The following is a 26106-nucleotide window of genomic DNA, read 5'->3' as shown; positions in this document are numbered from 1 at the left end:
TCTTTGTATCGAACAGTTCTTTGTATCGAACAGTGCGATCATTGTATCAACCATTTGATACAAAAACCTGGGGCGCACGAAAACGACTAGTCGTCGAAGGGCTTGACCTGTTCCACGGAGACGATCTTCCGCTCGGATCCCCGGACAACCTGGCAGACAATCACTTCGCCGGGCGTCAGATACGGGTCTGAGGCAGGAAGGAGCGCCTTCAGGCCCTGCGACATGTGCTGGCCCAGCTGCTTCAAGGCAGTGGGTAGGGCCGGACGATGTGTGCAGACCGCGATGGGCACCTGCTTGTCGAACAAGGCCTCAACGGCTGCAGCAGTCTTTTTGGGAGAGCGCTGGTGGTGGTGCTCCGTGAGGGCCTCCACCAGTTTCACCTTGGCACCGCTGGCCTTGGCATAGGGGGCAATGGTCGCTACGCAGCGGGTCCACGGGCTTGTCACCACGCGTTGCGGTTTCCAGACCTCCAGAAGGCGCTGGACGGCAACTGCCTGACGCTGGCCCGTCGCTGCCAATGGGCGGTCGCCCTCGGCCTTGGTCCAGGAGGACCGGGGCTTGGCTTTGGCATGGCGGATCAGTACCAGGGGCCATGTGTCCAGCTCGCCGCGGGCGTGGGCTTTCTCCAGGTATTCCAGTGGCTCCACATCCGTCGGGTTGCTCAGGAATGAGGCAGCCCGGTCAGGGCTGCACCACATAACGCTGTCCACTTCTTTGCCGTCGGGCCTCAGCTGCGCGCCATTGACCTTGACAGCCCAGTACCGCACCACTTTCAGGCCGGCCGCAACGTGGTAGTGAATCGGCGGGAGTGGTATGCCCAACGGGGCCTGGAGACCGATCTCCTCCCACACTTCGCGGGCCGCGCACTCCGGAACTGTTTCGCCGGCGTCGAGCTTTCCTTTGGGCCAGGACCAATCGTCGTACCGGGGCCTGTGGATGAGGAGGACCTCAAGGGTGCCCTTGTTGATCCGCCACGGAATGGCGCCGGCCGCGATCACGGCCACCGGCTCGCCGGGGTGGTCTGATTGATCCGCCACGGGTGTATCGCTGTTCAAGTGTTTCCTCTACCGCCGGGCCGATGCACGCTGGCGTGAACGCGACTCCAGGAGCCAGGACTGCATGTCCAGCAACGGCTTGCCGTCCTCGTCCTGGTGATGCCTGGTCCAGTGTCCGTGATCGTTCAGGTGCCAGCTGGCGGTCCCGTCATCGACGTAGCGGCGCATGAGGTCCATGACCGTTGCGGTGTCTTCCTTGCTGGCCAACTGAACCAGGGCTTCCACGCGGCGGTCCAGGTTGCGGTGCATCATGTCGGCGGAACCGATGTACACCACGGGCTCGCCGCCGTTGCCAAAGGCAAAGACACGTGAGTGCTCCAGGAAGCGGCCGAGGATGGAGCGGACGGTGATGTTCTCGCTGAGTCCCGGGACTCCCGGCCGCAGCGAGCAGATGCCGCGCACCACGACGTCAACCTTCACACCGGCCTGCGAAGCGCGGTAGAGGGCGTCGATGATGGCTTCGTCCACCATCGAGTTGACCTTGATCTGCACGAGGCCCGGGATGCCGGCGCGTGCATTGCGGATCTCAGCTTCGATCCTGTCCACCAAACCCGCACGGACGGAACGGGGCGCTACAAGCAGCCTCTTGAACGTTGACTTCGGCGCATAGCCGGAGAGCTGGTTGAACAGCTTGGACAGGTCCTCGCCCACCTGCTCATTGGCCGTCAGCAAGCCGAGGTCTTCGTAGTAGCGGGCCGTACGCGGGTGGTAGTTGCCGGTGCCGATGTGGCAGTAGCGGCGCAGGCCGTCCACTTCCTGCCGGACCACCAGTGACAACTTGCAGTGGGTCTTCAGGCCGACGATGCCGTACACCACGTGAACGCCGGCCTGTTCCAGTTTGCGGGCCCAGGAAATGTTGGCCTGCTCATCAAAGCGCGCCTTGATCTCCACAAGGGCCAGGACCTGCTTGCCTGCCTCGGCGGCATCGATCAGGGCATCCACGATGGGGGAGTCGCCGGAGGTCCGGTACAGGGTCTGCTTGATGGCCTGCACCTTGGGATCCGCGGCCGCCTGTTCCAGGAATGCCTGAACGGAGGTGGAGAAGGAGTCGTATGGGTGGTGGAGCAGGATGTCCCTGCGGCGCATGGCGGCAAAGACGTTCGCTGCCTTGGAGGTCTCAGACTCGTTCAGGTACCGGGAGGTGTGGGGTACGTGCTTGGGGTAGTGGAGATCGGCGCGGTCGATACCGCTGATCGCCGACAGCCCACGGAGGTCAAGAGGTGCCGGAACGGAATAGACCTCGGACTCCTCGACGCCAAGTTCCCGAATCAGCAGCGCCTTGATGTTCGGGTTGATGTCCGTGGTGACTTCAAGCCGCACGGGAGGACCGAAGCGCCGGCGCAGCAGTTCCTTTTCCAAAGCCTGCAGGAGGTTCTCGGCGTCGTCCTCTTCAACTTCCAGGTCCTCGTTGCGGGTGACGCGGAAGGTGTGGTGCTCCAGGACCTCCATCCCGGGGAAGAGCTTGTCCAGGTGGACGGCGATGACTTCTTCCAGCGCAATGAACCTGGCAACCCGGCCCGGGATGGCACCCGCGCGCGGTCCATCCACGGAAATGAGGCGCGGGAGCTGGTCCGGAACCTTTACGCGGGCGAAGAGTTCCTTGTCGCTGATCGGGTTGCTCACGATCACTGCAAGGTTCAGGGACAGCCCCGAGATGTAGGGGAAGGGGTGCGCAGGGTCCACGGCCAGCGGTGTCAGGATGGGGAAGACCTTCTCCTGGAACATGATGCTGATCCGGTGGCGGGCATCCTCATCGAGCTCATGCCAGTGCATGAGGTGGATGTGCTCGTAGGCCAGGGCCGGACGGATCTGCTCGGCGAAGACCCGTGCATGGCGCTCCTGAAGCCTGTGGGCTTCCTCGCTGATCTGCTCCAGCACCTCAATGGGGCTCAGGCCTGCGGGGGAGGGTACGGCCAAACCCGTGGCGATGCGCCGCTTGAGGCCGGCCACCCGAACCATGAAGAACTCGTCCAGGTTGGAAGCGAAGATCGACAGGAAGCTGACGCGTTCCAGCAGGAAAAGGTCCGGATCCTCAGCGAGCTCCAGCACACGTGAGTTGAACGCCAGCCAGCTGAGTTCGCGGTCCAGGAAGCGGTCCGGGGAGATATCCCCCTCCGGCACAAGGCTCGGGGCGAACTCCGGAATGTCGATGCGGTCCTGGGTGGCCCGCGAGGCCGGCACTTCCGAGGACCCGAAGCGCGGGGGCAGTGTTGCGCCCTTAGAGGTGGATCCGGCGGTGCCGACGGGGTCCGGCTGCATGGGGTTCTCCTAAGCTCAGGACGGGGGTTTCCTCCCACATTACAAGCAATTCCAGTGCGCGAATCCAAGATGTCACCGGCTTTGGGCCAAGTGATCCCACATGGTTATTTTTTGGTCATCGGGCCATACATCACGTCGGTGTCCCAGCGAACGAAGCCGAGTTTCTGGTAAAGGGCTACTGCGGCATGGTTGTCGGCGTCCACGTAGAGCATCACAGCATGCAGGCCTTTGTCCTGGAGGTGCTGGATTCCCGCGACCGTCAGCGCTTTGCCCAGGCCCAGGCCTTGCGCGGCGGGCGTGACGCCTACCACGTACACCTCGCCGATGGCAGGGTGCTGCCCCTGGCGGGGATGGACTTTGGTCCAGTGGAACCCCAGCAGTTCCCCGTCGGCGTTGACGGCCAGCAGGAAGCCCTCGGGATCGAACCACTCTTCGGTTTTCCGCGCCTCAAGGTCCGCAAGGGTCATCGAACCCTGCTCCGGGTGGTGCGAGAAGGCTGCCCGGTTTGCGGCAAGCCAGGCTTGCTCATCCTGGCCCGGCACGAAGGCGCGGAGCGAGACGCCGTCCGGGAGCCCGGCGTCGGGCAGCGAGGAGGCAGACGACATCAGCCGCATCTTCCACAGTTCCCGTACAGGCCGGTATTCAAAGCGCTTCGCGAGTTCGGCAGCGGCTTCGTGGTTGCCGTGCGACCATGCGCTGAGTCCGTCCAGGCTGCGTTTGCCCCGCAAGGAGTCCAGCAGCCTCCCTGCCACGCCCTGGTTGCGGTAGCTCGGGTGCACAGCCAGCTCCAGCACGCCGCTTCCATCCCCGTCTTCAATAACGACGGCGGTTCCGGCCAGGTCTTCACCGGTGGCGGGATCCGAGTCCTCATCGGGAGCGTAGAGGACGAAAGACAAGACGGAGTGATCGCCGGCATCGGCGCCGCGCAGCATCACCAGCGTTTGCTCCGAAAAGGGAGGGTTCCCGTCGGACTCCTCCGCAGCAGCGGCGAGGGTCCTGACGTCTTTGAGGATTTCGGGGTCCAAGGCGCCGGCAATGATCAGGACGGGCCAGTTTTCCGGGTGCGCGTGACTCATGATGCAAGGCTATACGTCCGAGGCAAGCCCCGTGATTTGATGTCCCCGCGGAAGGGAGGTAGTCTCGTTATCTCGTTCGGCTTGTGGTTTGTCCACGTGGCCGGGCATTGGGGGGATCCACCAGTGGGGTGGCCTCGATACGTTCGACCCGTATGTCCTCCACCAAGAAATGAAGAGGCCGGAATCCATGTGGATTCCGGCCTCTTCACTTTGTGTTCAGTAAGCCGGGTACTCAGGCTTCAGAGAGCTCATCGTCCGGGAGCCGGACAAGGGTGAGCCGGTAGCCCACGTTACGGACCGTGCTGATCAAGTTTTCGTGGTCCACGCCAAGCTTGGCGCGAAGGCGTCGGATGTGGACGTCCACGGTCCGGGTGCCACCGTAGTAGTCATAGCCCCAGACCTCGGTCAGCAACTGCTGGCGGGTGAAGACCCGGCCGGGGTGCTGTGCCAGGTACTTCAGGAGTTCGAATTCCTTGAACGTCAGGTTCAGTGGCTGGCCGTTGACGCGTGCGGTGTAGCTGGCCTCGTCAATCACGACGCCGGCGGCCCGGATTTCGGTCTGGGTCTCTTCTTCCCCGGTGACAGCTCGCGCCATGGCGAGGCGGATGCGCGCTTCCACCTCTGCAGGACCGGCGGAGTCCAGGACAATGTCATCCACGGCCCACGCGGAGGAGACGGCAGCCATGCCGCCTTCAGTGAGGATCAGCATGAGGGGCGCGCTCAGACCGGTGGCCTTCAGCAATTGCGTCAGTGAGCGGGCGCCCACCAGATCCTTGCGGGCATCCAGGAAGACGATGTCCGTGGGATCGGTTTCGAGCAATGCAGTGGGTTCTGCCGGGAGGATGTGCACACGGTGGTTCAACAACTCCAAGGCAGGCAAAATGTCCACCGAAGAGCCGGTGCTGTTCGTTAGGAGCAGGATGTGCGACATAGTTCCTCCAATGGGCTGTACGCGCATCATCGGGCGTCGAAACCGGAGTCTCACCGGTCGGTCACAGCGCATGGTCCGTCTCTACCGTTGTAACGGGGATCGCGGCGAACACAGTGCGCTGTTGAAGTCTGAGTATACCCATCAGTGCCTTACGACACATGGATTCGTGACAGGCAGGCGCTGGAATTACGACATATTGGGCCGGCTTAAGGCAGGATTGTCGAGAGGTCGTAAGGCACATCGGATTGAGGTCGGCACACAGTGAAGTCTTGGAGTATCGGGGTATTTGGACTCGTGGCGCTCGCAGCCATCGTGTCCAGCACCTTCGTTTCCCGGGAGGCCATGGTGGGCGTTGGCATCGCGGCGTCCGCGGCCGTAGGCATTGGCTGGCCACATTTCCTTGGCGTCCCGGCCAAAAAGACGTTGGCGTCCGTCATTGGACTGGCCGGCGCGGGATCGGCTGTCACAGCCGCCTACCTGCCTGCTCCCGGATTCCTGGACGGAACACCTGCTTTTGTTGCCTTGGGCGTGATGGCGGTGTTCGTGGTCCAACTCGTGCGGGGCACGGGCCAGGCCCAACGACTGGAATCAACGCTCGGATGCAGCGCAGGCGTTCTGCTGAACTGCCTTGGCGCCGGCTGGATTGCCAGCGCCCGGTTCAACGGAGTCAAGGAGATGGTCCTGGTGGCCGGCCTGAGCGCAGCGGTGGCACTGCTGGTGGGGATCATCCGTTGGCCGGACCGTATCGTTGCTCCCCTGGGCGTGGTGATGGCTGGTCTCATGGGTCCGCTGGCTGGCCTGGTATTTTCGGATATCGCGGTACTTCCCGCAGCGTTGGTGGGCGTCGTGGTCGGCTCGGTCCTGGTGTGCTTCCGGCGGATGACCACTCTCCGGCGGGGACGGCTTAACATTCCTGCAGCCGTGGGCATGGGCGTGGCCCCTGTCTGGGCCGTGGGCGCCTTGGCGTACTTCATAGACAAACTACTCATCTACTAGCGGTTAGGATTGCATCATGTCTGTACTCGCATTTGAAATCTTCTTCCTCGTTCTCCTTGGCCTGGCCAGCGTTGCCATGGCCTGGTTTGCAGGATTTGTCGTTTACCGCCTTTTCCAGGGCCAGAAGTAAACCTTCTGATCCTGCAGTCCACGCAAGGTAGTCGTTGTGCCTATTGAGATCCCAACAGACCTGACGCCTGAACTCGTCCCGCTTTCCTGGCTCATTGGTGAGTGGGAGGGCCGCGGCCGGCTCGGCAGCGGTGACGAGGATTCGGAGCATTTTGTCCAGCATGCCTCCTTCACCCATAACGGTCTTCCGTACCTGCAGTACCGGGCCGAAACCTGGCTCGCTGACGACGCCGGTACAAAGCTGCGACCGCTGACGGTTGAGACCGGGTTCTGGGCTTTGGAGCGGAAGCTCCAGGAGGGCGACGGCGGCCCCGGGCTGATCCCGGCCGATATCGTTCCGGTGCTCAAGACGGCCGATGACGTTGAGGAGCGCCGCAACAAGGACGGCGGCTTCGATATCTCTGTGTCGATCGCCCACCCCGGCGGCATCACCGAGCTCTACTACGGCCAGATCAAGGGCCCGCAGATCCAACTGAGCACCGACATGGTGATGCGCGGCAGCCACTCCAAGGAGTACACCGCTGCCACCCGGATTTTCGGATTGGTGGACGGCAACCTCCTGTGGCGCTGGGACGTTGCAGCCAGCGGCAAGGCACTCGAAGCCCACGCCTCGGCATTCCTCCATAAGGTGTCCTGACCTCGAGGCCTCACTTTTCGTTCCGTACGCAACCAGCAAAGGAGCAGATAGTGAACAACCACCTCAAGCCTGAGGGCTACGAGGGCCTTAAGGCCGTCTTCTTCAATGGCACGCTGAAACCGTCGCCGCAGCTGAGCAACACTGATGGCCTGATCAGGATCAGCCGCGACATCATGGAGAAGCAGGGTGTCACTACCAAGCTGGTGCGGACCGTCGATCACGACATCGCCAGTGGTGTATATCCGGATATGCGCGAGCACGGCTGGAAGAGCGACGAATGGCCGGAGATCTATCCGGATGTCCGCGACGCCGACATCGTGGTGATCGCGGGACCGATCTGGTTGGGCGACAACTCGTCCCAGACCAAGAAACTCATCGAGCGCCTGTATGCCCATTCGGGCGAGCTGAACAGCAAGGGCCAATGGGCGTTTTACCCGAAGGTGGGCGGTTGCCTCATCACGGGCAACGAGGACGGCATCAAGCACTGCTCCATGAATGTGCTGTACAGCCTCCAGCACATTGGATTCACTATCCCCCCGCAGGCCGACGCCGGATGGATTGGTCCAGTAGGTCCCGGGCCCAGCTATCTGGACGAAGGATCCGGCGGCCCGGAGAGTGATTTTACTAACAGAAACACCACCTTCATGACGTGGAACCTGCTCCACATGGCCAAGCTCCTTCGCGACGCAGGGGGCATTCCGTCCTACGGCAACCTGCCTGAGGAATGGAAAGCGGGCACCCGGTTTGATTTCGAGAACCCGGAATACCGCTGAACTGAAATATTGCCACCCGCGGAATACCGCTGAGCCCCAAGGACTTCTACTACATATGACTTACAAGAGCCCTCTGTTGTCGCGCCCTGGCGCCGTCGAGGACACCGGCTTGGACGCCGGCGTCGCTGCCCACTACGGCGAGCCACTGCGTGAGCAGCGCGCCCTGGCGACCGGCACCGCCGTCGTCGACCTTTCGCACCGCGGTGTGGTGACAGTGTCCGGACCGGACCGGCTGAGCTGGCTCAACACCTTGTCCTCGCAGCAGCTCACCAACCTGCAGCCCGGGGTAGCCAGCGAGCTGTTGTTGTTGAGTGTCCAGGGGCGCATTGAGTTTGATGCCCGGGTGATTGACGACGGCGATACCACCTGGCTGATCGTGGAGACCGCGGAAGCGGCGCCCTTGGCCGAGTGGCTGAACAGGATGAAGTTCATGCTCCGTGTCGAGATCGCCGATGTCTCGGAGCAGTGGGCCGTGCTCGGCTCGACCAAGCCGGTGGAGCAACTGACGTCCCGCCTGGTCTGGGAGGATCCGTGGCCCCATGTCAGCCCGGGCGGCTATGCCTACAGCATCGTCGCGGAGGAGTCGCACCCGGGACTTGAACGTCCGTGGTTCGAATACCTGGTCCCGACGGCCGAACTGGAAAGCGCCGTCGAAGGTCTTCCGTTGGCCGGTTCCCTGGCGGCGGATGCCCTGCGGATTGCGGCGTGGCGACCCCGCCTCGGTGCCGAGACGGACGAGAAGACCATCCCCCACGAGCTGGATCTCCTTCGGACCTCGGTGCACCTGAACAAGGGGTGCTACAAGGGCCAGGAGACCATCGCCCGGGTGCATAACCTCGGGCACCCGCCGCGCCGTCTCGTCTTCCTGCAGTTGGACGGTTCCCAACACACGCTTCCCGCCGTTGGCAGTGTTGTATTTGCCGGGGAACGCAAGGTGGGTACTCTGACATCGGTGGCGCAGCACTTCGAAATGGGACCTGTGGCTCTGGCCGTGGTTAAGCGTTCCGTTTCAGCGGAGGAAACCCTGACGGTGATGGACGGCGAGGAGCCTTACGTCGCTGCCCAGGAAGTGATCGTCGCCCCCGACGCCGGCCAGGTCGTCGGGCGCCAGACCGGATTCCTGAAGGGACCCCACCGATGAGCCAACTGAACCAGCCTGTAGGTTCCGAGCCCACAAGCCCCGATGCAGGCGCCGACGAGGAAACGTTGGCGCTTGCCCACGCCCTTTTCGATGCCGCCCGTGAAGGCAATACCGAGTTGCTGCGCGGCTATTTGGCCGCCGGGGCACCCGCCACGCTGACCAATGCCGCGGGTGATTCCCTGCTGATGCTCGCTGCCTACCACGGGCACGAGGAAGCCGTGCAGCTGATCCTCCACCACGGGGCTGATGCCAATGCCGCCAACGACCGCGGGCAGACGCCCCTCGCAGGGGCTGTTTTCAAGGGGTACACGGGCGTGGCCCGGGTGCTGCTGGACGCAGGAGCGGACCCCGACGCCGGAACGCCCTCGGCGCGCGATGCCGCGGCCATGTTTGCCCGGTCTGAGATTCTGGCGCTCCTGGGCTAAGCACACCAATCGCCGGGCAAGCCCGGTCGCTGAGGCGGCCGGGCTTACTTGCGCCCTAATATTCCACATGGAATAGTTGTGGTGGAATATATGACGTGGAAAGGGGTGAGCTGTGCCCAAAGCTTCCGACCTGACGCCCCTCGGTGTCGCATCCCTTGCGCTCCTGGCAGAAGAACCCATGCACCCGTACGAGATGTACCAGGTGCTGATGGCCCGCCACGAAGACAGGCTGGTCAAAGTACGCCCCGGCACGCTGTACCACGCCGTCGGCCGGCTGGAGGAGAACGGATTCGTTGAGGCAACCGGAACCGAACGGGAAGGAAACCGCCCGGAACGGACCACGTATCGGATCACCTCCGCCGGGCACCAAGCGCTCGATGCCCGGCTCCAAGCCATGCTCTCTACCCCCGTCAACGAATACCCCCTCTTTCCGCATGCCATTGCCGAGGCGCATCACCTTCGTGCTGACGTGGTGATGGAACTCCTGGCGGAACGGGTGGTGGCCCTGGGCGCTGATCTGGACTTCCTCGTCCGTGCTGAGGCTGCTGTGACAGCCAAGGGACTGGACCGCAAATACTGGATAGACATCACGTACCAACAAGCAATGCGCCGAACGGAGATCGCGTGGATCCGCGGCCTCCTTGAGGAGTTGGGCAACGGGCAGCTGCCCTGGGACGAACCCCTGACAACTCCCTCCGAACTTTCAAACAAGCCAAAGGAATCCCTTGGAAAACGTAGCTAAGCCGTGGCCCGCGCTGTGGTCACTCGTGGTGGGCTTCTTCATGATCCTCATCGACACCACCATTGTGTCCGTCGCGAATCCGCGGATCATGGAGGGCCTCAATACGGACATCAACGCCGTCATCTGGGTCACCAGCGCCTACTTGCTGGCCTATGCCGTGCCCCTGCTCATCACCGGCAGGCTGGGGGACCGGTTCGGTCCCAAGAACCTCTACCTGATCGGCCTTGTGGTCTTCACTCTGGCCTCGTTGTGGTGCGGCCTCTCCGGTGACGTCACCATGCTCATCGCCGCCCGCGCCGTTCAAGGCCTGGGAGCGGCCATGATGACCCCGCAGACCATGGCCGTCATCACGCGCATCTTCCCGCCGGACCGCCGCGGTGCTGCCATGGGCCTATGGGGCGCTACCGCCGGCATGGCTGTCCTGGTGGGTCCGATCCTCGGCGGTGTGCTGGTGGACAGCCTGGGCTGGGAGTGGATCTTCTTCGTCAACGTGCCCATCGGCATTGTGGCGTTCATTCTGGTGACCCGGTTCGTGCCGAAACTGACCACGCACAGCCACACGTTCGACGTCGTTGGCGTGGTGCTGTCCGCCGTCGGCATGTTCCTGCTGGTCTTTGGCATCCAGGAGGGCCAAACGTACAAGTGGGGGACTGTCACCGGCTTCATTTCGGTCTGGGGCCTGATCGTCACCGGGCTGGTGGTCCTGGTGCTCTTTGTCGTCTGGCAGTGGCTGCTCGAACGCCGTGGCGGGGAACCGTTGCTGCCCCTTGGCCTGTTCAAGGACCGCAACTTCTCCCTGGGAAACAGCACCATCATGGCTGTCGGCTTCACGGTGACGGCCTTCCCGCTGCCCACCATCTTCTATTACCAGACCGTGCGCGGCCTGACGCCCACCCAGTCGGCGCTGCTCATGATCCCCATGGCCGTTATTTCGGGTGCGCTGGCGCCGTTCGTGGGCAAGCTCATTGATCGAGCCAACCCGCGGTATTTTGCCGCCTTCGGCCTCGTGTGCATGGCCGGAGCCCTGTTCTGGACGGCGGCGTTGCTGGGACCGGACACCCCTATTTGGATGTTTCTGCTTCCCAGCGCACTGCAGGGCGTAGCCAACGCCTTCATCTGGGGACCGGTGTCCAATGCGACCACCCGCAACCTGGAACCGCGCCAAGCCGGGGCAGGTTCGGGAGTCTTCAACACCACGCGCCAGATCGGTGCTGTCCTGGGTTCGGCGGCCATTGCTGCCCTGATCCAGTCGCGGCTGGCAGCGGAACTGCCCGCAGCTCCCGCCGGTGCTCCTGTCGGCGAGGCGTCCATGGGCGGCGTGCTGCCGGAAGCGCTTCATGCAGGATTCTCGACGGCGATGAGCCAAGCCATCCTGTTGCCCGCCTGTGCGATTCTGCTGGGCGCGGTTGTGGCGCTGTTCTTCGGCAAGCCGAAGGCCGTCAGCGGGTGGGGCGGTAATGCCAGCTCCGCTGCGGAAACCGCCAAGGCTGATCTCAACACCTAGGGTTTTTGTACACCTAATGCCCTTAAGAAGGCTCCTAAAGGGCATTATCTGTACAAAAACTCCGGGGGAGTCAGCCGAGGAGCACGCTCGCGTGGAGCCCGCCCGTGGCAAAGCCAAGGCTGCGGGCCATTGCGAGCGCTCCGGTGTTGCTGACGTCGGCCTTCCACTGGAGTGTCAGCCCGGCTGCCAAGGCTTCATGCGCTGCAATGGACGCGGCCAAGGTGCCCAGACCGCGCCGACGCCACGGCGGTGCCACCAAGACGCCCATGTTGCCCAGGATGCCTTCCCATTCGGAGTACGCACCGCAGGCCACGGGGGTGGGCAGTTCCTCGTCCGGGTGCATGATGGTGAAACGGTGTTCGAGCCCTTGCAGCCCCACCTCATTGACGTCGTCAGGAGGACACAGCGCTTCCAGGCTGATCGCCTCGGGGTTTCCCCGCGAGACGGTGAGGTCTTCCGAAGGTTGCTGCAGGGGTAAATCGTCAGCGAAGAACAACGCGGTTGATCCAAGTCCGTGCCCACCGTGTGAGCGGGTCAACGTCAGCAGCGTGACGTGCTGGGCGAGCTCGGTGTCGGGCAGTCCGGCGGCCGCGTCCAGTGCCCACTGTGGGCCCACCAATGCCGAAACCCCGAAGAGCCTCAGGAAGACCACGGCCCGCGCAGAGTCGTCCACGAGCGTGATGCGGTGCGCGGGGTCGCCCGGGTCCGCCGGTGAGGCGGTGACCCGTGCCGCGGCGGTGGCGAAAGCGTCGTCGTCGAGCCCCAAATGGCGAGCCCACGCCAGCTGGATGATGGCAGCGGACGTGGGCTCGAGAGTCATGGATTCAGCCTAGCCGACTAGCCGAAGAGCACCGACGCTTCGTCGTAGCGGTGCTGGGGCACGGTCTTGAGCTTGCCGAGGGCTTCCTCGAAGCCCACGTGGGAGATGTCAGTGCCTTTCAGGGCCACCATGGTGCCCCAGCGGCCATCCACTACGGAGTCGATGGCGGCCATGCCTAGGCGGGTTGCCAGGACGCGGTCGTAGGCGGTGGGGACGCCGCCGCGCTGGATGTGGCCGAGAATCGTGGCGCGGGTTTCGATGCCTGTTCGTGCCTCGATTTCCGGGGCCAACTGGTCGGCAATGCCACCCAGGCGGGGCCGGCCGAAGGTGTCCAGGCCGCGTTCGGAGTGGGGAGATTCCATGTGTTCGGGAACGAAGCCTTCAGCAACCACCACCAGCGGAGCACGGCCACGGTCGTGGGCTTCCTGGACCCATTCGGTGATTTCCTCGATGCTGACCTTCTGCTCGGGAATAAGGATGGCGTGCGCGCCCGCCGCCATGCCCGCGTGGAGCGCGATCCAGCCGACGTGGCGGCCCATGACTTCGGCGATCATGCAACGGTGGTGGGACTCGCCGGTGGTGCGGAGCCGGTCGATGGCTTCCGTGGCAATCTGGACCGCCGTGTCGAAGCCGAAGGTGTAGTCCGTGGCGTCGAGGTCGTTGTCCACGGTCTTGGGGACGCCGACGATTTTCAGGCCGGCGTCGGTGAGCCGCTTGGCTGCGGCGAGGGTTCCCTCGCCGCCGATGGCGATGATGGCGTCAATGCCCAGCCGCTCCATGTGGGCCTTGATGACATCCGGACCACCGCCGTTTTCGAACGGGTTGGTGCGGGAGGTGCCCAGAATGGTGCCACCCTGCTTGGCAATACCGCGGACCATGGTGCGGGGGATGTCGATGACGTCGCCTTCAACCACACCACGCCAACCGTCACGGAAGCCAACAAACTCCTGGCCGTGGATGGCGATGCCTTTGAGGACTGCTCCCCGGATCACTGCGTTGAGGCCGGGGCAGTCGCCACCGCTGGTAAGAATGCCAATTTTCATGTTTGCTCACTCATGGCTTGGAGGAATACGTGCAGAGCGCCACGCTGAGCTCCCCATGATTGTAGACGGGCATGTGGGGTGGGACACAAACGGTTACTTTTGACCCGTGGCGTGCGGTATTGGAAACGTGGCTGAAAACAAAGGAAACGCCCCGCCAGCAGGCGGGGCGCTTCACGTCTCTTTATGACCGGGAACTACCGGGAACGCTGGCTGATGAACGACTCGAGCGCGATCTTGTTGTTCTGGTCCGGCAGAAGAAGCCAGCCCAGGATGTAGACCACGAACGCCGGCCCTGGCAGCAAGCAGAAGAGCAGGAAGGCCACGCGGACGTAGGCAACGTCCACCCGGAGCTTTGCCGCGATTCCTCCGCAGATACCGCCCAACCAGCGCTGTGGTCCACGCTTCAGGCCGAAGCCCCTGACGATGCTGAAGAACTTGTCCATGGCTACAGACTTCCCTGTTGTGGTTGCTTTGTCACTTCGTGGTGGTCACTTTCTTGGAACCCTTGCGGGCCGAAAGGAGTCCTCCGACCACCAGGGCCGCTCCGGCGCCGATCATGAGGCCAATCAACACATAGGTGCCGTTCAGCGTCACCCACCCGAGAGTCGAGATGACGATCAAGGCTGCGAGTGCAATCACGATCAGACCCCACACTGCGGTGCCGATACGTGCCTGCCGGGGCTCGTCGTCGTCCGTATGTTCCGCCTGGAAGGTGCGCTCCAACGGCGGCGTCAGCGGGATCTGCTGGAGGCTGGGCTTGGGCAAGGCCTCGGTGGGACGGGTTTCCCTGGGCAGCGCTTCCGTTGGATGGGTTTCCCTGGGCAGTGGCGTTGTCGGCTGGGTTTCGTGCGCGTTGCCTGGCTCGTTCGTGCTCATGGTCAGTTTCCTTCCTGGATGGTCACGTTGCTGAACGTGCCGTCGATCTCCACCACAAGGTTGGCTCCGGGCTTTTCGGTGTTGTAGAGGGTGGTCTCATCCTGTAGCCGGCCGCCGCGGTCGGCGCCGCGTTCATTGAGGTTGCCGAATGTCATGTCCGCCCTGACCTCCACCGGGACGTCGTCGGGAATGATGACCGTGACGTTGCTGGCGGTGGCGTCAACGGGAATCGTGACTTCGGAAACCAAGGGGGGCGTCATGGTCATTTCGCTCAAGTCCACCAAGCCCTTGGCCCCGGTGACGTTGATGCCCAGGCGTGCTTGTTCCAGACTCGTTGGCGCCCAATTCACGTCGTGGAAGGTGAAGCGGTCTCCGTCCCTGGGGATGACGTTGAAGATTCCGCCAATGATCAGGGCAACCACTGCCAGGAACCCAAGGAACCCTGACGTCCGGCCCCGAAACCCCGCGACGAGGATGCCCAGGCCCAGGACGGCCGCACCGGTAGCCCAGACAACGGCGTTGGCGGAGTTACCCAGGTCAATGACATTGCCGGCGTCGAGCGCTTTCAAGGTACCGCCGGCCAGCAATGCTGCGCCGGCAGAGACTGCCACGATTGCGGGTCCCGGGCCCTTGCGCTTGGGAGCGGCAGGCTTTGGCTGCCAGCCTTGCGGGGGAGTGGGGCCGTACGGCGGACGGGGACCGGAGGGTCCTGAGGGGCTGAAGGGTCCCGACGACGGAACCGGCCGGGCACCGTAGCCGCCAGTGGGGTTGGGCCGCCCCTGGTGCTTGGTGCCGGGTGCCGCTGCACCGTAGGCAGGCACGCCAGTGTTGGCCGTCGCCGTAGACCCGTAGGCGGTAGGCGTCCCGTAGGAAGTCGGCGTCCCGTAGGCGGTTGGCGTCCCGTAGGCGGTTGGCGTCCCGTAAGCCGCTTGGCCGGGTGTCGCGGAATAGTTCTGCTGGCTCACGGGCGGAGTTCCCTTCGAGGCTTTGCTGCGTTGGACCAGGAAGTAGATGAGGTAGAAGACGCCGCCCATCCAGAAAAGGGTCCAGAACAGGCCGGGAAGACCATCCCAACCCCATCCCCAGAAACCGCGGCCCAGGCTCGGCAGTCCGATGATCGACGTGATCAACGCACCCGTCATGCCTCCGGACCAGCGGCCCGCGGCAGCTTCCTGGACGTGGATTCGGCCGTCCGGTTCGGGCAGGAGCGCCCAGGCAATGCCGTAGAGCAAAACGCCCACACCGGCAAAGAGTGCCAGGACGATGAAGATGCCCCTGACGATCAGGGGGTCGATGCCGAAGCGGTGGGCTACACCGCTTGCCACGCCGCCGATCCAGCGGTCCGGTCCACGGCGGATGCCTTGGTTGCGGATCCAGTCGAAGAAGTTCTGCTGGGAGGCGGCCGGTTCGTCGCCGGCCGGCGGGTAGCTGCCGGCCGCGGGACCAGTCCCCGCAGAAGCGCCGGCAGTAGGCTCTCCCGGTGCCCCGGAAGCGGAACCGGCGGCGCCGGTGGGAGCGCCTGTGGTGGAGCCGGAGCCGGAGCTGCCGGCCGTGCCTGGCGTTCCGGGTTCCTCTGGATTCATGCTGTTCGCGTTCATACTTCGATCCTGCCGCCCGGCCGCCCCTTCCCTCTACTGGGGGATACCCTGAATGATCCCTGAGGGACCCCCGAACAACGCTGGTTTCCGGTCCGGGTCACCCTGATCCGTGTTTGGATTGGTACATGACAACCGCCGTACAACGCCCAGTGCTGGTCCGCAGCAGCGACCGCATGATCGCGGGCGTCTGCAGCGGGCTGGCCGATCATTTGGGCTGGCCGGTCAAGTTCGTCCGGCTCGGCATGATCCTCGCCTGTTTCGCCGCCGGGGCAGGCGTGGCCTTTTATGCATGGCTTTGGACCATGGTTCCTACGGCGGATGAGAACGCCAAGCGCAACGCCCGCCGGCCGGCGTCGCCCATTGCTCCTGCGGTGAGCCTGCCGCCCGTATCGGCGCCCATTGGTGGGCCCGCTGGTGTGTCGGTTCCCAGCGTTGGAGGCGGTCGGGTCCCGCAAGCGTACGACGCCGGAACGTCGCCGTCGGTGGCCGGCCCACCGCCGGTCCATGGTTCTGTTGCGGGCGGCGGCTTTGTCCCTCCCCGTGCGCCGGTCCAAGGCGGCGGTTCCGTCCCGGGCCCGGGTTCGGTTCCTCCCGCTGGGCCTGCAGCTTTTGGCAACGCTTCCTCCTCCTGGAACTGGCCCGCCAGTGGCGGTGAGAATTCGTTGGCTTCGTGGTTCTCTTTCCGGCGGATCCAGTACGGCAAGGAAATACTGCTGGGCGCGGCACTGCTCCTGGTGGCGGCCATACTGATCGCCCGCCAGTTCGGCGTCGACGTTCCTTTGGGTACCCTCATTCCGGCGGCGGCCATCCTGGGGGGTGCCGCGATTGCCTGGATGCAGCTCGACGAAACCCGCAGGGCCGGCCTGGTGGACAAGACCAAGGCCGACCAAGCCGGCGGATGGGTCCGCCTGGCGGCCGGCCTGGCGTTGGTGGTGGCAGGGGTTCTGGTGATGGTGTCCGGTTCGGGATCCTGGGAGCAGACATGGCTGGCACTGCTGGCGTCCGTGGCCGTCCTTGGCGGCGTTGCCCTGGTCCTGCTGCCGTGGGGCCTCAAGTTTTGGAAGGACCTGGAAACCGAGCGGGCAGGCCGCATCCGCGAGACTGAACGCGCTGAAATCGCGGCGCATTTGCATGACTCCGTTCTCCAGACCCTGGCACTGATCCAGCGCAGGGCCGGTTCCGAGCAGGACGTGGTCCGCCTGGCCAGGGCGCAGGAACGCGAACTTCGGGCCTGGCTCTTCAGCGATGCCGCCAAGGAATCGGGCCTCCTGGCCGATCGGATCAAGGCCGTCGCAGCAGAGGTGGAAGACTTGCACGGCCATGCTGTGGAGGTGGTGACTGTCGGCGATACCGAGATGACGGACCGGCATGAGGCCATGGTGCAGGCGGCGCGGGAAGCGATGCTCAACGCCGCACGGCATGGCGGCGGAACGGTGTCGGTGTATTTGGAAAGTACGGCCGGCAGCACGGAGATCTTCATCAAGGACCGGGGGCCCGGATTCGATCCCGAAGCTGTCCCGGACGACAGGCTGGGCGTCAAGGAATCGATTATTGGCCGTATGAAGCGGCATGGCGGCACTGCAACCATCAACAGCAGCGACGACGGCACTGAAGTACGCCTGGCACTGCCGTCGGCCAATGGCGACGCCGGTGAACAGCGGAACAACGAATCGCGGAATGGAGAAGCGAAGCAATGAACACCAACCCCGACGGTGATCCAGGACGCAGCGTGCGTGTGGTGATCGTGGATGACCATACGATCTTCCGGTCCGGGCTTAAGGCCGACCTCGATGCCCGCATGAATGTGGTTGGCGAAGCCGGGACGGTGGAACAGGCCATTGCCGTCATTGCAGAGGCGCGTCCGGAGGTGGTGCTCCTGGATGTCCACCTTCCAGGTGGACTGGGCGGCGGCGGCCGGGAGGTCATTGCCGGCTCGGCCGCGCTGCTGGGCACCACCAGCTTCCTGGCGCTAAGTGTCTCTGACGCGGCCGAGGACGTCGTCTCCGTGATCCGCGCCGGTGCACGTGGCTACGTCACCAAGACCATTTCCGGCAAGGAGATCTCCGACGCCGTCATCAGGGTGGCCGACGGCGACGCTGTGTTCTCGCCCCGGCTGGCCGGTTTCGTGCTGGACGCCTTTGGCACCGCTCCGGCAGATATTGCGGACGATGAGCTGGATAAACTCTCTGCCCGTGAGCTCGAAGTCATGCGGCTCATTGCGCGGGGATACAGCTACAAGGAAGTCGCCAAGGAGTTGTTCATCTCCATCAAGACTGTGGAAACGCACGTCTCCGCAGTCCTCAGGAAACTCCAGCTCTCCAGCCGCCACGAACTCACCAAATGGGCGGCCGAGCGCCGCCTCCTCTGACGCTCTCCCACCTCCCGTCGCGTTTTCCCGATCGCTCTCCCACCTCCCGCGCCTTAAACGAAAACGCTCTTCCACCTGTCACGGTGGAAGAGCGTTTTCGTTCGCTTGTTGCTACTTGGCCTTGCCCAGGAATTCCTGGATGCGGCGGACACCTTCGGCGAGGTCCTCGTCGCCCAATGCGTAGGACAGACGGACGTAGCCAGAGGGACCGAACGCTTCGCCCGGAACCACGGCCACCTCAACCTCGTCGAGGATCAGGGTGGCGAGTTCAGCAGAGGTGGAAGGACGGACAGGACCGTTGGAGGTCTCAAATTCCTTGCCCAGCAGCCCGCGGACGTCCGCGTACACGTAGAAGGCGCCGGTCGGCGTCGGGCATTCAACGCCTTCAATCGCGTTGAGGCCGGCAACGATCGCCCTGCGGCGACGGTCGAAGGCCACCTTCATCTCGTCGACGGCGGTCAGCGGACCCGTGAGGGCAGCGGCGGCGGCGACCTGCATGATGTTGGAGACGTTGGACGTCGCATGGGACTGCAGGTTGGTGGCAGCCTTGATGACGTCAGCCGGGCCGATCATCCAGCCCACACGCCAACCGGTCATGGCATAGGTCTTGGCCACACCGTTGAGGATGACAACCTTGTCGCCGAGTTCCGGTGCGGCGGTGGCGATGGAGGTGAACTCCACGCCGTCATAGGTCAGGTGCTCGTAGATTTCGTCCGTGACGACCCACAGGCCCTTGGACGCGGCCCACTTGCCGATCTCAGCTACCTGTTCCGGGCTGTACACGGCACCGGTGGGGTTGGACGGGGAAACGAAAAGCAGGATCTTGGTCCGGTCGGTCACGGCTGCTTCCAGCTGCTCGACGGTCACCAGGTATCCCTGTTCCGGGCCGGCGAAGACCTCAACGGGCACGCCGCCGGCGAGGCGGATGGCTTCCGGGTAGGTGGTCCAGAACGGGGTGGGAATGATGACCTCGTCGCCCGGATCCACCAAAGTAGCGAAGGTGTTGTAGACCGCCTGCTTGCCACCGTTGGTCACCAGGACCTGGGAGGGGTCAACCTGGTAGCCCGAGTCCCGCAGGGTCTTCTCCGCGATGGCCTTCTTCAGCTCAGGGAGGCCACCGGCGGGGGAGTAGCGGTGGTACTTCGGCTGGCCCGCAGCTTCAATGGCAGCCTGGACGATGTAATCCGGGGTGGGGAAATCGGGTTCCCCGGCACCGAAACCGATCACGGGACGTCCCGCGGCCTTCAGTGCCTTGGCCTTGGCGTCAACGGCAAGGGTGGCGGACTCGGCAATGGCGGAGATTCGCTGTGAAATGCGGGCGGTAGTTGTTCCGGCAGACATCTATGTACCGTTCTTCGCAGGCAGCTCGTGGGCTGGATGATGGGATTCGACGTAAACTACCTTATGCTGTTCTGCGGACCTCCCGGGCGACTGCCGGACTTTGTGACTGATAATGCTGGTCACAGGTTTTTGGCGCTGGGAGGGCCGGAATTGAGCCGGTTCGACTATCGCGAAATTCTTGCGTAGACTGGTTCACCGGTGTTGAAAAGCACCACAGGCTGAAGTGCGGCCTGAAACATGGATTTGATCCATAGGGTAGTGGCGCAATTGGTAGCGCAGCGGTCTCCAAAACCGCAGGTTGCAGGTTCGAGTCCTGTCTGCCCTGCGCAAGCTGTCCCGGCGGAAACGCCGGGACAAGCGCAGCAACCATGGCTCTGATCAGAGTCGGGTCAACGACTTTGCAAGGTGAGTGAGGACCAGGTGACCGAAACAGCTGCCAGCAGCTCGAAGGGCCGTCCCGCCAAGAAAGCCGATCGTGGCTTCTTCGCCCGTATTGCTCTCTTCGTCCGCCAGGTCATTGGTGAACTCAAGAAGGTCGTTGCTCCCACCCGCAAGGAACTGATCAATTACACGCTCGTGGTGCTGGTGTTCGTGGCCATCATGATGCTCATCGTCACCCTTCTGGACCTGGCCTTCGGCACGGGAGTCAGCTGGGTCTTCGGTGGGTCAGGCGCTACGGACCGCTAAGCGGATCTGTCCGCAAACTGTGCGAAATTCCTTGGTAGTTCAGGAATTTTGCGGGGTTTGCGGAATTGAGCCATTTAAATAGGCATGTTAGGCAATGAGGAAGCAGGAGACCAAGTGTCTGAGCAGGAGCTCGAGGTAAACGAGACTGAGCTGGAAGAAACTGAGGGCGCTGCAGTTGAGGCTGCGGAAGAGTCCGAGGTTGATTCTGCTGCGCCCGAATCTGCCGACGCCGACGATTCCGAAGAGGACTTCGAAGCTGACGTTGACGATGAGTCTGATGACGCGTCCGGCGATGTTGCAGACGAAGACGACGCTTCGGAAGAGTCCGACGGCGACGACCTGGCAGCCGCTGCTGCTGCAGCGCCGGCTGATCCGGCTGAAGAATTCAAGGCCAAGCTGCGCCGCCAGGAAGGTGACTGGTACGTCATCCACTCCTACGCCGGTTACGAAAACCGCGTTAAGGCCAACCTCGAGACCCGTATCCAGACCTTGGACATGGAAGATTACATCTTCGAAATCCAGGTCCCCATGGAAGAAGTCGTCGAGATCAAGAATGCGCAGCGCAAGGTGATCAACCGCGTTCGCATTCCCGGTTACGTCCTGGTCCGTATGGACCTGACCGACGCCTCCTGGGGCGCCGTCCGCCACACCCCGGGCGTCACCGGCTTCGTGGGCAACGCCCACAACCCCGTCCCGCTGCGCCTTGACGAGGTCTTCTCCATGCTCGCCCCGGTCTTCGAAGAAGAGCAGGCAGAGCAGGGCAAGCCGGTCAACAAGCAGAACCAGGCTCCCGTGGCCGTCGACTTCGAGGTCGGCGAGTCGGTCATCGTCAAGGAAGGTCCGTTCGAGACCCTTCCGGCAACGATCTCCGAGATCAAGCCCGAGTCCCAGACCCTGGTGGTCCTGGTCTCGATCTTCGAGCGCGAAACCCCGGTGACGCTCGCATTCAACCAGGTCACCAAGATCTAGCTGATTCCAAAATTTCGCTCCAGTCCTGCCTGCTTAGCAGTTCGGGAGCGGCCGGCCGCCTCGCCATGGCGGCCAAAAACCTGGGACGCGCTCCTGTGTCCCAGGAAGCTATTGAGAGAAGGACCCTACATTGGCTCCCAAGAAGAAGGTCACCGGCCTCATCAAGCTGCAGATCCAGGCAGGTGCCGCTAACCCGGCTCCGCCGATCGGTCCTGCACTTGGCCAGCACGGTGTCAACATCATGGAATTCTGCAAGGCGTACAACGCCGCAACGGAATCCCAGCGCGGAAACGTTATCCCGGTCGAAATCACGGTCTACGAAGACCGTTCCTTCACCTTCATCACCAAGACCCCGCCGGCTGCAGAGCTCATCAAGAAGGCTGCAGGCGTTGCCAAGGGTTCGGCTACCCCGCACACCGTCAAGGTTGCCAAGCTGACCCAGGCACAGGTCGAGGAAATTGCTTCCACCAAGATGGAAGACCTTAACGCCAACGACATCAAGGCAGCCGCCCTGATCATCGCAGGCACCGCCCGCTCCATGGGCATCACCGTAGAAGGCTAATTCCAGCCTTCATCCGCCGGGCAACCGGCATCTGAAACATTGAAATGTCGCAGGATCCTTGCCGGATCCACGACTGTGGCAGGGCCCAGCGCGGTCCGCAGACCACAACTGCACAAGGAGAAACAGCAGCATGGCAAAGCGCAGCAAAGCATATGAGGCAGCCGTAGCCAAGATCGAGGCAGACAAGGTCTACGCCCCGATCGAAGCCATCACCCTCGCGAAGGACACCAACCCTTCCAAGTTCGACGCAACCGTTGAGGTCGCTTTCCGCCTGGGCGTCGACCCGCGTAAGGCCGACCAGATGGTTCGTGGCACCGTCAACCTGCCGCACGGCACCGGTAAGACCGCCCGCGTCCTCGTCTTCGCAACCGGCGACAAGGCTGAAGCAGCAATCGCTGCCGGCGCCGACTTCGTTGGTTCCGATGACCTGATCGAAAAGATCGCAGCCGGCTGGACCGACTTCGACGCCGCAGTGGCAACCCCTGACCTCATGGGCAAGGTTGGCCGCCTCGGTAAGGTCCTCGGCCCGCGTAACCTGATGCCGAACCCGAAGACCGGTACGGTTACCCCGGATGTCACCAAGGCTGTCAACGACATCAAGGGCGGCAAGATCGACTTCCGCGTCGACAAGCACTCGAACCTGCACTTCATCATCGGCAAGGTTTCCTTCGACGCCAACAAGCTGGCCGAGAACTACGCAGCTGCATTGGAAGAGGTGCTTCGTTTGAAGCCTTCCGCTTCCAAGGGCCGCTACATCCAGAAGGCAACTGTTGCCACCACGTTCGGCCCGGGCATCACCGTGGACCCGAACGTCACCAAGGTTCTCACCGACGCGTAAGCTTCGCGAGCACTGGCTCTGAGGGAAGGACCGTCCGGCATTGCCGGGCGGTCCTTTTTTCTTGCCTGGTTTTCTTGTCCTGACCTGTTCGCAGGAGAAGGAGCGCCGTAGGCTGTGGTGCGTGTCGTCGTCGAACTCTTCCGTCAATGGCGGGTTGTCGGTAAAGCGGATTGCCGTCCCCGAAAGTCCTGACGCAGGTAATGCATCCGACTTCCGGGTATTTCACGGGCTGCTCGTGGCCCACCAACGTGAGCTCTGGGGAAATCAGGACCGCAGCCCCACCGTGGCCGAGGCTGTCCACTTCTGGCAGGGCAACGCGTACGAAGAGCGGCAGGTTTTTCTGGCGTATCGTGACGGCGCCGTGGTGGGCAGCGGAACGCTGACCCTGCCACTGAGCGAAAACACGACGACGGCGGGCGTGGACGTCCTTGTCGACTCACCTTTTCGGCGGCGCGGCTTCGGGTCCAGGATACTGGGGGTGCTGGAACAGTTGGCGCGCGGGCGGGGCCGTATCTCCTTTGACGCGTATTGCGAGGAGCCAATCGCGCCGGTGTTGGAAGGCGCCGCGTTATTGGATGCGAAGTCAGGAACAGGCGGTGTCCCCGTGGATTCGGCATCCACACAGTTCGCCCTTCATCATGGGTATTCCCTGGAACAAGTCGAAACCAACAGCACGCTGCCCTTCCCCGTCGAGGAGGAAGTCCTGCGGGTGCTCGATGTTGAGGCAACACGGCGGGCTGGCGGTTACAGCGTCATTGCCTGGCAGGACAAGTGCCCAGCGGAACTTGTCGACGTGTTCGCACGCCTCAAGAGCCTCATGAGCACCGAGATTCCCATTGCAGGCCTTGGCTGGGAAGGCGAGGAATGGGATGCCGTGCGCGTCCGTCAGGAGGAGTCCACCTGGGCGGCGGGCGGTGTTGACTCGGTGGTGGCGGTTGCGCGTCACGATGCCACAGGTGAACTGGCGGCCTACACGGTCCTCACGCACCGGGGGGCTTTGCCTGCCGTGATCTACCAGGAGGACACGTTGGTGGCGCCAGGACACCGGGGCCATCGCCTGGGGATGGTGGTCAAGATCGCCAATCTTCGTCGTGCGAAGGAGCTGTGGCCTGACGCCACGTCGGTGATGACGTGGAACGCCAATGAAAACCGGCATATGCTGGCCATAAATATCGCCCTTGGATTCAAGCCTTCCGGCTTTGAAGGCGAATGGCAGAAACGGCTGGAATGACTGTAGACGAGGCGAAGACCGTTCAAGTCGAGCAGCTGTGGGTGCCTGACACCCTGGACAGCCCCGACGCCACTGACTTCCTGGATGCCGTGGAAGTAGGCCGCCGGGTACGTATGGAAACGTGGGGGAGCGACGACCTCGCCTACACGCCACTGGAAAAGCTGCTTGAGTTCTCAGATCCCTATGAACGCCAGATCATCCTGGTGGCCAAAGTGGACGGCGCGATTGTGGGCACCGTGGACATTGCCTTGCCTTTGGCAGACAACATGGACCTGGCCGAGTTCACGTTGGACATCCTGCCCGAGTTCCAAAGCCAAGGGGTGGGGCGCCAATTGCTTGAAGCGGCCGAACAATTGGCCCGGGCAGAAGGCCGCACCATGATCCTGGTGGACACGAACCATCCGGCAACATCGCTGACCGAGGTACCCGAGGACCAGCTGATTCCCGGCAGCGGCGCGGGCTTTGTTCCCGTCAGCAGCAGGGAGGTGGACTTCGCCAAGCGCGCCGGCTATACCCTCCAGCACATTGAACAGTTCAGTTCCTGCGCGTTGCCGCTGGATTCCAAGCTCGTGGGTGACTTGCAGCTTGAGGCCGAGGAAGCCAACGGCGGCCGATACGCACTGCACCACTGGACTGACCGCTGCCCGGAACCCTGGCTCGAGGCCGTGGCGGCGTTGGAGAACGCTGCTGGTGAAGTTGTCCGGGACGAGGGGGAGGACGAGGCCCCTGAAGTGGAGGCCAGCGGAATGGTCTTTGACCCCGCTGTCCTTCGCGAAACGGAAGACGCGGCCTTGGCGCAGGGCCGACGCACGGTGGTCACCGCCGTCGAGCATGTTGAGAGCGGAAGGCTCGTGGGCCTGACCACCATCAGCGTCCTGGCCCACCGCCAGGACGTGGTTTTCCAGGACGACACACTGGTCCTGCAGGAACACCGTGGCAACAAGCTCGGTCTGCTGATCAAGGTCTCGAACATGGAACGGCTCAGCGAGCAGTTTCCTGATGCCCGGGTGATCTACACGTGGAACGCTCCTGAAAACCGCTACCTCCTCACCGTGAACAAGCAGCTCGGTTTCACCACCGCGGGCGTCACGGGACTGTGGCAGAAGGAACTTCCGGGCCGGAGTACGGGCACGACGTCATCTGACTAGCCCGGCCCTCGATTTGGTTTGGGGAACACTGTCCCGTAACCTTGAAGTACCAAAGACCGTCGGTTGATGGGAATCCACTCTTTCGAGCACAGCTCAATTCTGCAGCTACGCCCCTGAGGCCACAGTGAATTCCTTGACGAAGGACCCTGAACGTAGGGCGGCCGGCGCAGGTGAACGAAGCAAGTCTCCACGGATCACACTGTGTTGAGCCAAGCCCCGTGCATCTGCGCGGGGCGTTTTTTAGTTTTAGCTCTCGTGAGCGGGGACCCGGAAGACCGGCTTTATTCCCCGGAAGGAGGGTTATGACAACGCCTAGCAAGATCTCCGCAGTTGCAGAGATCACCAACGATTTCAAGGAATCGAACGCGGCTGTCCTGACCGAATACCGCGGGCTCACTGTTGCACAGCTCAAGGAACTGCGTGTTGCGCTCGGCCAGGACACCAAGTTCTCGGTCGTCAAGAACACCCTGAGTGCAATTGCAGCCAAGGAAGCTGGTGTTGAAGCATTCAACGATCAGCTTGCCGGCCCCACTGCAATCGCCTTCATCAAGGGTGACGCTGTTGCTGCTGCCAAGAGCCTGACGGACTTTGCCAAGGCCAACAAGCAGCTGGTTATCAAGACCGGCGTCTTCGAAGGCAAGGCATTGGACGCAGCAGGAGTTGCCGCACTGGCAGCCCTCGAGTCCCGCGAGCTGCAGCTCGCACGTGTTGCTGGTGTCCTCAAGGCTCCCGCATCCGCTGCTGCACGCATCATCGACGCTCTGCGCCTCAAGCTTGAAGAAGAGGGCGGCGCACCTGCACCGGCCGCTGAAGAAGCTCCGGCCGAAGAAGCTGCTGTTGAGGCTGCTGCCGAAGAGGTTGCGGCTCCGGCCGAAGCCGCTGAAGCTGCAACCGAAGAGAACTAAGTTCTCCCCCCAATCAAACTCTGGTGCATGGAGCGGCATGGTCCGCATCTGC

General features: G+C 63.1%; 26 protein-coding genes and 1 tRNA gene. 17 read left to right on the top strand and 10 right to left on the bottom strand.

What is annotated here, in order from left to right; all coding sequences use genetic code 11:
• Positions 1 to 86 precede the first annotated feature (86 nt).
• The 4 genes from J3D46_RS21310 to J3D46_RS21295 all read right to left on the bottom strand — a co-directional run bounded on the left by J3D46_RS21310 (position 87) and on the right by J3D46_RS21295 (position 5321).
• On the bottom strand, positions 87 to 1055 hold the full coding sequence (locus J3D46_RS21310) for an NUDIX hydrolase (protein WP_253468702.1): 969 nt from the start codon (positions 1053 to 1055) through the stop codon (positions 87 to 89).
• 9 nt (positions 1056 to 1064) lie between these two features.
• The gene (locus J3D46_RS21305) at positions 1065 to 3314 is read right to left on the bottom strand and encodes an RNA degradosome polyphosphate kinase (protein ID WP_231339834.1); all 2250 of its coding nucleotides are present in this window, start codon (positions 3312 to 3314) and stop codon (positions 1065 to 1067) included.
• 104 nt (positions 3315 to 3418) lie between these two features.
• The gene (gene mshD, locus J3D46_RS21300; RefSeq protein WP_231339835.1) at positions 3419 to 4390 is read right to left on the bottom strand and encodes a mycothiol synthase; all 972 of its coding nucleotides are present in this window, start codon (positions 4388 to 4390) and stop codon (positions 3419 to 3421) included.
• Between the two features lie 232 nt (positions 4391 to 4622).
• Positions 4623 to 5321 carry a response regulator transcription factor gene (locus J3D46_RS21295; RefSeq protein WP_090817688.1) on the bottom strand — a complete coding sequence of 233 codons (699 nt, stop codon included), beginning with the start codon at positions 5319 to 5321 and terminating at the stop codon, positions 4623 to 4625.
• Positions 5322 to 5582: 261 nt separating this feature from the next.
• Between J3D46_RS21295 and J3D46_RS21290 the strand changes: the two genes are divergently transcribed.
• From J3D46_RS21290 to J3D46_RS21260, 7 genes are all read left to right on the top strand, one after another.
• The gene (locus J3D46_RS21290; protein ID WP_231339836.1) at positions 5583 to 6317 is read left to right on the top strand and encodes a permease; all 735 of its coding nucleotides are present in this window, start codon (positions 5583 to 5585) and stop codon (positions 6315 to 6317) included.
• A 166-nt stretch (positions 6318 to 6483) separates the two neighbouring features.
• On the top strand, positions 6484 to 7083 hold the full coding sequence (locus tag J3D46_RS21285) for an FABP family protein (RefSeq protein ID WP_090817694.1): 600 nt from the start codon (positions 6484 to 6486) through the stop codon (positions 7081 to 7083).
• A 50-nt stretch (positions 7084 to 7133) separates the two neighbouring features.
• Positions 7134 to 7856 (top strand): flavodoxin family protein, encoded by a 723-nt coding sequence (locus tag J3D46_RS21280; protein ID WP_231339837.1) that lies wholly within the window; start codon positions 7134 to 7136, stop codon positions 7854 to 7856.
• A 55-nt stretch (positions 7857 to 7911) separates the two neighbouring features.
• The gene (locus J3D46_RS21275; protein WP_231339838.1) at positions 7912 to 8997 is read left to right on the top strand and encodes a folate-binding protein YgfZ; all 1086 of its coding nucleotides are present in this window, start codon (positions 7912 to 7914) and stop codon (positions 8995 to 8997) included.
• Positions 8994 to 9422, top strand: coding sequence for an ankyrin repeat domain-containing protein (locus J3D46_RS21270; RefSeq protein ID WP_231339839.1), 429 nt, complete (start codon positions 8994 to 8996; stop codon positions 9420 to 9422). Before J3D46_RS21275 ends, J3D46_RS21270 begins: the two co-directional genes overlap by 4 nt.
• A gap of 112 nt (positions 9423 to 9534) precedes the next feature.
• On the top strand, positions 9535 to 10164 hold the full coding sequence (locus tag J3D46_RS21265) for a PadR family transcriptional regulator (RefSeq protein WP_231339840.1): 630 nt from the start codon (positions 9535 to 9537) through the stop codon (positions 10162 to 10164).
• Positions 10148 to 11668 carry a DHA2 family efflux MFS transporter permease subunit gene (locus J3D46_RS21260; RefSeq protein WP_231339841.1) on the top strand — a complete coding sequence of 507 codons (1521 nt, stop codon included), beginning with the start codon at positions 10148 to 10150 and terminating at the stop codon, positions 11666 to 11668. The genes J3D46_RS21265 and J3D46_RS21260 overlap by 17 nt, the downstream gene beginning before the upstream one ends.
• Positions 11669 to 11738: 70 nt before the next feature.
• Here the strand turns inward: J3D46_RS21260 and J3D46_RS21255 are convergent, their stop codons facing one another.
• From J3D46_RS21255 to J3D46_RS21235, 5 genes are all read right to left on the bottom strand, one after another.
• Entirely contained in the window at positions 11739 to 12488 is a 750-nt protein-coding gene (locus J3D46_RS21255; RefSeq protein WP_231339842.1) for a GNAT family N-acetyltransferase, read from the bottom strand.
• A gap of 17 nt (positions 12489 to 12505) precedes the next feature.
• On the bottom strand, positions 12506 to 13531 hold the full coding sequence (locus J3D46_RS21250) for an ATP-dependent 6-phosphofructokinase (RefSeq protein WP_159706941.1): 1026 nt from the start codon (positions 13529 to 13531) through the stop codon (positions 12506 to 12508).
• A 194-nt stretch (positions 13532 to 13725) separates the two neighbouring features.
• A complete protein-coding gene (locus J3D46_RS21245) occupies positions 13726 to 13974 on the bottom strand; it encodes a PspC domain-containing protein (RefSeq protein WP_026539791.1) in 249 nt (82 codons plus the stop codon).
• A gap of 31 nt (positions 13975 to 14005) precedes the next feature.
• Positions 14006 to 14407 (bottom strand): hypothetical protein, encoded by a 402-nt coding sequence (locus tag J3D46_RS21240; protein WP_231339843.1) that lies wholly within the window; start codon positions 14405 to 14407, stop codon positions 14006 to 14008.
• A gap of 2 nt (positions 14408 to 14409) precedes the next feature.
• Positions 14410 to 16005 carry a PspC domain-containing protein gene (locus tag J3D46_RS21235; RefSeq protein ID WP_253468700.1) on the bottom strand — a complete coding sequence of 532 codons (1596 nt, stop codon included), beginning with the start codon at positions 16003 to 16005 and terminating at the stop codon, positions 14410 to 14412.
• Between the two features lie 125 nt (positions 16006 to 16130).
• Between J3D46_RS21235 and J3D46_RS21230 the strand changes: the two genes are divergently transcribed.
• Together J3D46_RS21230 and J3D46_RS21225 are read left to right on the top strand one after the other, a co-directional pair.
• Positions 16131 to 17702 carry an ATP-binding protein gene (locus tag J3D46_RS21230; protein ID WP_253468698.1) on the top strand — a complete coding sequence of 524 codons (1572 nt, stop codon included), beginning with the start codon at positions 16131 to 16133 and terminating at the stop codon, positions 17700 to 17702.
• Positions 17699 to 18373 (top strand): response regulator transcription factor, encoded by a 675-nt coding sequence (locus J3D46_RS21225; protein WP_231339846.1) that lies wholly within the window; start codon positions 17699 to 17701, stop codon positions 18371 to 18373. The genes J3D46_RS21230 and J3D46_RS21225 overlap by 4 nt, the downstream gene beginning before the upstream one ends.
• 111 nt (positions 18374 to 18484) lie before the next feature.
• Here J3D46_RS21225 and J3D46_RS21220 read toward each other — a convergent pair whose 3' ends face one another.
• Complete coding sequence (locus tag J3D46_RS21220) at positions 18485 to 19714, bottom strand: pyridoxal phosphate-dependent aminotransferase (RefSeq protein WP_253468696.1); 1230 nt, start codon at positions 19712 to 19714, stop codon at positions 18485 to 18487.
• 252 nt (positions 19715 to 19966) lie between these two features.
• Here J3D46_RS21220 and J3D46_RS21215 point away from each other — a divergent pair.
• The 8 genes from J3D46_RS21215 (at position 19967) to rplJ (ending at position 26054) form a co-directional block, all read left to right on the top strand.
• Positions 19967 to 20039: transfer RNA gene (locus J3D46_RS21215), tRNA-Trp, on the top strand.
• 80 nt (positions 20040 to 20119) lie between these two features.
• Entirely contained in the window at positions 20120 to 20401 is a 282-nt protein-coding gene (gene secE, locus J3D46_RS21210; RefSeq protein WP_024817604.1) for a preprotein translocase subunit SecE, read from the top strand.
• A 114-nt stretch (positions 20402 to 20515) separates the two neighbouring features.
• Positions 20516 to 21370 carry a transcription termination/antitermination protein NusG gene (gene nusG, locus J3D46_RS21205; protein ID WP_231339848.1) on the top strand — a complete coding sequence of 285 codons (855 nt, stop codon included), beginning with the start codon at positions 20516 to 20518 and terminating at the stop codon, positions 21368 to 21370.
• A 130-nt stretch (positions 21371 to 21500) separates the two neighbouring features.
• Complete coding sequence (gene rplK, locus J3D46_RS21200; RefSeq protein WP_011775609.1) at positions 21501 to 21932, top strand: 50S ribosomal protein L11; 432 nt, start codon at positions 21501 to 21503, stop codon at positions 21930 to 21932.
• A 130-nt stretch (positions 21933 to 22062) separates the two neighbouring features.
• Complete coding sequence (rplA, locus tag J3D46_RS21195) at positions 22063 to 22770, top strand: 50S ribosomal protein L1 (RefSeq protein ID WP_090817733.1); 708 nt, start codon at positions 22063 to 22065, stop codon at positions 22768 to 22770.
• Positions 22771 to 22891: 121 nt separating this feature from the next.
• Positions 22892 to 24001 (top strand): GNAT family N-acetyltransferase, encoded by a 1110-nt coding sequence (locus J3D46_RS21190; protein ID WP_253468694.1) that lies wholly within the window; start codon positions 22892 to 22894, stop codon positions 23999 to 24001.
• Positions 23980 to 25149, top strand: a complete 1170-nt coding sequence (locus tag J3D46_RS21185) for a GNAT family N-acetyltransferase (protein ID WP_374110816.1) — start codon at positions 23980 to 23982, stop codon at positions 25147 to 25149. The genes J3D46_RS21190 and J3D46_RS21185 overlap by 22 nt, the downstream gene beginning before the upstream one ends.
• Positions 25150 to 25451: 302 nt before the next feature.
• Positions 25452 to 26054, top strand: a complete 603-nt coding sequence (gene rplJ, locus J3D46_RS21180; protein WP_253468691.1) for a 50S ribosomal protein L10 — start codon at positions 25452 to 25454, stop codon at positions 26052 to 26054.
• The last annotated feature ends 52 nt before the right edge of the window (positions 26055 to 26106 follow it).

Origin of the sequence: Paenarthrobacter sp. A20 (assembly GCF_024168825.1) — a bacterium.
Taxonomy (GTDB): domain Bacteria; phylum Actinomycetota; class Actinomycetes; order Actinomycetales; family Micrococcaceae; genus Arthrobacter.
The sequence above is the reverse complement of the archived record's forward strand: the minus strand, read 5'-3'. Positions and strand labels throughout refer to the sequence as shown.

Coding starts and splice junctions, on each gene's coding strand:
- J3D46_RS21305 (WP_231339834.1), bottom strand. CDS start 3,314: ATGCAGCCGGACCCCGTCGGCACCGCCGGATCCACCTCTAAGGGCGCA.
- mshD (WP_231339835.1), bottom strand. CDS start 4,390: ATGAGTCACGCGCACCCGGAAAACTGGCCCGTCCTGATCATTGCCGGC.
- J3D46_RS21295 (WP_090817688.1), bottom strand. CDS start 5,321: ATGTCGCACATCCTGCTCCTAACGAACAGCACCGGCTCTTCGGTGGAC.
- J3D46_RS21275 (WP_231339838.1), top strand. CDS start 7,912: ATGACTTACAAGAGCCCTCTGTTGTCGCGCCCTGGCGCCGTCGAGGAC.
- J3D46_RS21270 (WP_231339839.1), top strand. CDS start 8,994: ATGAGCCAACTGAACCAGCCTGTAGGTTCCGAGCCCACAAGCCCCGAT.
- J3D46_RS21255 (WP_231339842.1), bottom strand. CDS start 12,488: ATGACTCTCGAGCCCACGTCCGCTGCCATCATCCAGCTGGCGTGGGCT.
- J3D46_RS21250 (WP_159706941.1), bottom strand. CDS start 13,531: ATGAAAATTGGCATTCTTACCAGCGGTGGCGACTGCCCCGGCCTCAAC.
- J3D46_RS21245 (WP_026539791.1), bottom strand. CDS start 13,974: ATGGACAAGTTCTTCAGCATCGTCAGGGGCTTCGGCCTGAAGCGTGGA.
- J3D46_RS21240 (WP_231339843.1), bottom strand. CDS start 14,407: ATGAGCACGAACGAGCCAGGCAACGCGCACGAAACCCAGCCGACAACG.
- J3D46_RS21235 (WP_253468700.1), bottom strand. CDS start 16,005: ATGAACGCGAACAGCATGAATCCAGAGGAACCCGGAACGCCAGGCACG.
- J3D46_RS21230 (WP_253468698.1), top strand. CDS start 16,131: ATGACAACCGCCGTACAACGCCCAGTGCTGGTCCGCAGCAGCGACCGC.
- J3D46_RS21225 (WP_231339846.1), top strand. CDS start 17,699: ATGAACACCAACCCCGACGGTGATCCAGGACGCAGCGTGCGTGTGGTG.
- J3D46_RS21220 (WP_253468696.1), bottom strand. CDS start 19,714: ATGTCTGCCGGAACAACTACCGCCCGCATTTCACAGCGAATCTCCGCC.
- rplA (WP_090817733.1), top strand. CDS start 22,063: ATGGCAAAGCGCAGCAAAGCATATGAGGCAGCCGTAGCCAAGATCGAG.
- J3D46_RS21185 (WP_374110816.1), top strand. CDS start 23,980: ATGGCAGAAACGGCTGGAATGACTGTAGACGAGGCGAAGACCGTTCAA.
- rplJ (WP_253468691.1), top strand. CDS start 25,452: ATGACAACGCCTAGCAAGATCTCCGCAGTTGCAGAGATCACCAACGAT.